Below are 3,540 nucleotides of genomic sequence, written 5' to 3'. Positions count from 1 at the left end.
GCACCAGCGGCTCGGTCGGCATGCTCACCCCCGCGCGCACCGCGCGCCGCAGCACCTCCGCCATCCGGGCGTCGCCCTTCAGCAGCGCCACCGCCGACGGGTCCACCGCCCGGGCCCGCGCGCGGCTGGTCGCGGGGCTGGCAGCCATCGGCGTCGACTGCCCGCCGTCGGCGGCGAACTTCGTGATGGCCGAGGTGGGCGGCGACAGCGCGGCGGTGGCGGAGCGGCTGGCGGCCGAGCACCGCGTCGTCGTCCGCGACCTGGGGCTGCTCGGCCTGCCGGGCCACCTGCGGATCACCGTGGGCACCGAGGAGCAGGTGGACCGCTGCGTCGCGGCTCTCACCGCGGTGCTCGCCGGCAGCCGGACCGCCGCGGGGGCGGTCCGGTGACGGGCGAGGCGGTCTTCCGGCCGCTCACCCCGGTACTGCGGCGGCGGCTGACCGACTGGCTCGCGGAGTACGTCGCCGAGCCGCACCCCGAGCTGGGCCGTCCCGGCGCGGTCTGCCCGTTCGTGCGCCCGGCGCAGCGGGCGCACTGCCTGGAGCTGGTGCGGGTGCGCTGGCCGGCCGACGGCGACGTGGCGCAGCTGGTGCGGCTGACCCAGCGTCTGATGGACCGGTTCGAGGCGCGGCTGCCGCAGTCGCCCAACCCGGCGCTGGCGAGCGTGATCTGCGTCTTCGACGGCATGCGCCCCGAGTCGTACCACCTGGTCGACGAGGCGCACGCCCGGATCAAGGGGGCCGCGGTGGCGCGCGGCATGATGCTGGGCCAGCTCCACCCCGACTGCCCCGCGGCGGCCGCCCGCAACCCCGCGTTCCCGGTCAACCGGGCGCCGGTCCCGATGATGGCGGTGCGTCGGATGGCCTTCCACGACATACTTTTCCTGCACCGGGACCCCGTCTGGTTCGAGACCTACCGCGCACGCTTCGGCTCCCACTACCTCGCCGCGCACCGCGTGGAACCGGAACTGGTCCGGCTGTTCGACTCCGGGGCGCTGCTCGCCGCGGGAGGGAGCTTCTGCTGACCGGCGCCCTGCCCACCCCGCTCCCCCGGGCGGCCGCCGCCGCCCCCGCGCACCGCCCACCCGCACGCACCGACCCCGGAAGGGAAGCCCATGGCCCCCGACACCCAGACCCTCCCCAAGGCCCACCGCACCATGATCCTGGCGCACCGCGCGATGCTGACCGACCTCGACCGCATCGCCCGCACCGCCGCGGCGCTCGCGGACCGTCCTGACGCGGAGCGCACCCGGCACCTCACCGCCTACGCCGCGAAGATCGTGGAACTGATCGAACACCACCACCAGGGTGAGGACGACATCCTCTGGCCGGTGCTGCGGGAGCGCGGCGCGGACCCGGCCGCGCTGGAGCTGCTGGCGGAGGAGCACCACGTGCTGGAGGACCGCATGGCGGAACTCTCCGCCGCGATCCGGGGGTTGCGGCCCGACGGCGGCGGCGCTCCCGAGCTGGAGAAGGCGGCGCGCGCCGCGCACGACCTGCTGCGGGTCCACACCGCGGACGAGGAGCGGGAGCTGGTCGGCCGGTTGGCGCCCGCGCTGGACGCGGCGCTGTGGAAGCGGTTCGAGCGCGACATGGTGAAGTCGGCCGGGAAGTGGACGCTCGGCTTCATGCCGCCGTGGCTGGCCTCGGTGGCGGACGACGCGGAGCGCTCGGGCGTCCCCGCGCCACCGGTCGCCCGGCTGATGCGCGGCCGGCTGGCCCGGCAGCAGGAGGCGGCCTTCGGCCCGCAACGCTGAGACCTCCGCGCGCCGGTGGTCCCCGGCGGCCGGCGGGGGACATTCGGGGCCGTCCGGGGTGCCGCGGTCCGGGTGCGGCCCGGGCCGAGCCGTGGCACGAGGCGGTGGCGGGAAACCGGCTGCGGAACCGCCTCGCCGCTGCCACCATGGCCGGCGTGGACGATCAGATCTCGCGGGTGCGGCGGCTGGTGGAGTCGGTGCTGGGTCCCGCGCTGCGGGCGCTGTACCTGCACGGCTCGGCGGTGGCGGGCGGGCTGCGGCCGGCCAGCGACCTGGACCTGCTGGCAGTGACCGACCGGTCCCTCGACGGGGAGCAGCGCGAGCGGCTCGTCACCGGGCTGCTGGAGCTGTCGGGCCCCGGCGGCGGGCCGCGCCCGGTGGAACTGCTGGTCGTCGTGCGCGGGGACGTCGTCCCGTGGCGGTACCCGCCACGCGCCGACCTGTTGTTCGGCGAGTGGCTGCGGCCCGCGCTGCTCCGCGACCCGCGCCCCCGCCCCGCCGACATGCCCGACCTGGCGGTGCTCCTGACCGGCGCGCGCTCCGCCGGCCGGGTGCTCGCCGGCCCGCCGCCGGACCGGGAGCTGCCCGCGGTCCCGGCCGGCGACGTGGCCCGGGCGACCGTCGCCGCCGTGCCGGAGCTGCTCGCGGAGGTGGCCGACGACACCCGCAACGCGGTGCTGACCCTCGCCCGGGTGTGGACCACGCTGGCGACCGGCGAGATCCGCTCCAAGGACGCCGCCGCCCGCTGGGCGCTGCCCAGGCTCCCGGCGGCGCGGCGGCCGGTGCTGGCGCACGCCCTGCGGCTCTACCGCGAGAGCGACTACGCCGCCGAGTGGTGGCCGGCCGGCCTGCGGCAGCAGGCGCCGGAGTACGCGGCCCACCTCGCGGCCCGCATCGCCGCGGCGGCCGGGCGCGACGCCGCCGGGGGGGCCGCGGAACTGCCGCGTCCTCCCCGGTGAGGCGGTCGTGCGGGGCCCGGTTCTCCCGCACCGGGCCCGGTTCTCAACTGCCGGCGCGGCGCGCGGCCTCGACCTCGGTGTCGGCGTCGGCGGTGCGCAGCTCGCCGCCGGAGGTCTCCAGGTGCGCGCGGACGAACCACTGGAACTGCTCCAGGTCGCGCAGCTGCTCGATGAGCAGGTCCTCGGTGGCGGGGTCGATCGGCCCCACCTGCTCGATGGCCGCGCGGACGTCGGTGATGACGCCGGAGTACACCAGGTCGAGCGCGCCGAGGTGGGCGATGGCGCCGGCGCGGCCCACGCTGTAGTCCTCCCAGGAGCGGGCGGCGACCAGCGCGCCGGGGGTGCCCTGGCTGACGCCGCCGAGGGCGGCGGCGCGCTCGGCCACGTCGTCCGCCATGTCGCGCACCCGGTCGACCTGCGGGTCGAGCATCTCGTGGACGGCGATGAAGTGCGGGCCGACCACGTTCCAGTGGACGTGCTTCAGCGTCAGGTGGAGGTCGTTCAGGGCGTGGAGCCGCATCTGCAGAATGCCGATCAGCTCGCCCGCCTGCTCGACACTCAGGCCAGGGACGGTGTACTTCGGGTTGGCACTGGCAGCCATGATGACGCTCCGTTCTGTGCGGGTATCTCCGGCTTTCTCCTACCCGATCATGCGGTTTCAGACCAGGTTGTCGGCTTCCTCACTCCGCTGCGGCACCCGCACGGGGCGGGTGGCGGGGCCACCCGGCGGACAGCGGTCCGCGGGGCGGCGCTCCGGCCGGGGCCGCCGGCGGAGCCGCGGCCGACCGGTCGCCTTGCCGGACCGGGGACGGCCAAACGTGGCCG

5 protein-coding genes are annotated in these 3,540 nt (G+C 76.7%); 4 read left to right on the top strand and 1 reads right to left on the bottom strand.

All coding sequences use genetic code 11. The features are described 5' to 3' along the window. Positions 1-62: 62 nt before the first annotated feature. From HCN56_RS24485 to HCN56_RS24470, 4 genes are all read left to right on the top strand, one after another. A complete protein-coding gene (locus HCN56_RS24485; RefSeq protein ID WP_312871428.1) occupies positions 63-389 on the top strand; it encodes an aminotransferase class I/II-fold pyridoxal phosphate-dependent enzyme in 327 nt (108 codons plus the stop codon). After that, entirely contained in the window at positions 386-1,024 is a 639-nt protein-coding gene (locus tag HCN56_RS24480) for a DUF6875 domain-containing protein (RefSeq protein WP_167974674.1), read from the top strand. Before HCN56_RS24485 ends, HCN56_RS24480 begins: the two co-directional genes overlap by 4 nt. 90 nt (positions 1,025-1,114) lie before the next feature. Further along, positions 1,115-1,756 (top strand): hemerythrin domain-containing protein, encoded by a 642-nt coding sequence (locus HCN56_RS24475; RefSeq protein ID WP_167974672.1) that lies wholly within the window; start codon positions 1,115-1,117, stop codon positions 1,754-1,756. A 146-nt stretch (positions 1,757-1,902) separates the two neighbouring features. Then, complete coding sequence (locus tag HCN56_RS24470) at positions 1,903-2,715, top strand: aminoglycoside adenylyltransferase family protein (protein WP_209313148.1); 813 nt, start codon at positions 1,903-1,905, stop codon at positions 2,713-2,715. Positions 2,716-2,758: 43 nt separating this feature from the next. Here the strand turns inward: HCN56_RS24470 and HCN56_RS24465 are convergent, their stop codons facing one another. Further along, positions 2,759-3,316: a Dps family protein gene (locus tag HCN56_RS24465; RefSeq protein ID WP_167974667.1), complete on the bottom strand. Its 558-nt coding sequence runs from the start codon at positions 3,314-3,316 to the stop codon at positions 2,759-2,761. Positions 3,317-3,540 lie beyond the last annotated feature (224 nt).

It is taken from the genome of Streptomyces lonarensis (assembly GCF_012033735.1).
Taxonomy (GTDB): Bacteria; Actinomycetota; Actinomycetes; order Streptomycetales; family Streptomycetaceae; genus Streptomyces; species Streptomyces lonarensis.
The sequence above is the reverse complement of the archived record's forward strand: the minus strand, read 5'-3'. Positions and strand labels throughout refer to the sequence as shown.

Coding starts and splice junctions, on each gene's coding strand:
- HCN56_RS24475 (WP_167974672.1), top strand. CDS start 1,115: ATGGCCCCCGACACCCAGACCCTCCCCAAGGCCCACCGCACCATGATC.
- HCN56_RS24465 (WP_167974667.1), bottom strand. CDS start 3,316: ATGGCTGCCAGTGCCAACCCGAAGTACACCGTCCCTGGCCTGAGTGTC.
- HCN56_RS24470 (WP_209313148.1), top strand. CDS start 1,903: ATGGCCGGCGTGGACGATCAGATCTCGCGGGTGCGGCGGCTGGTGGAG.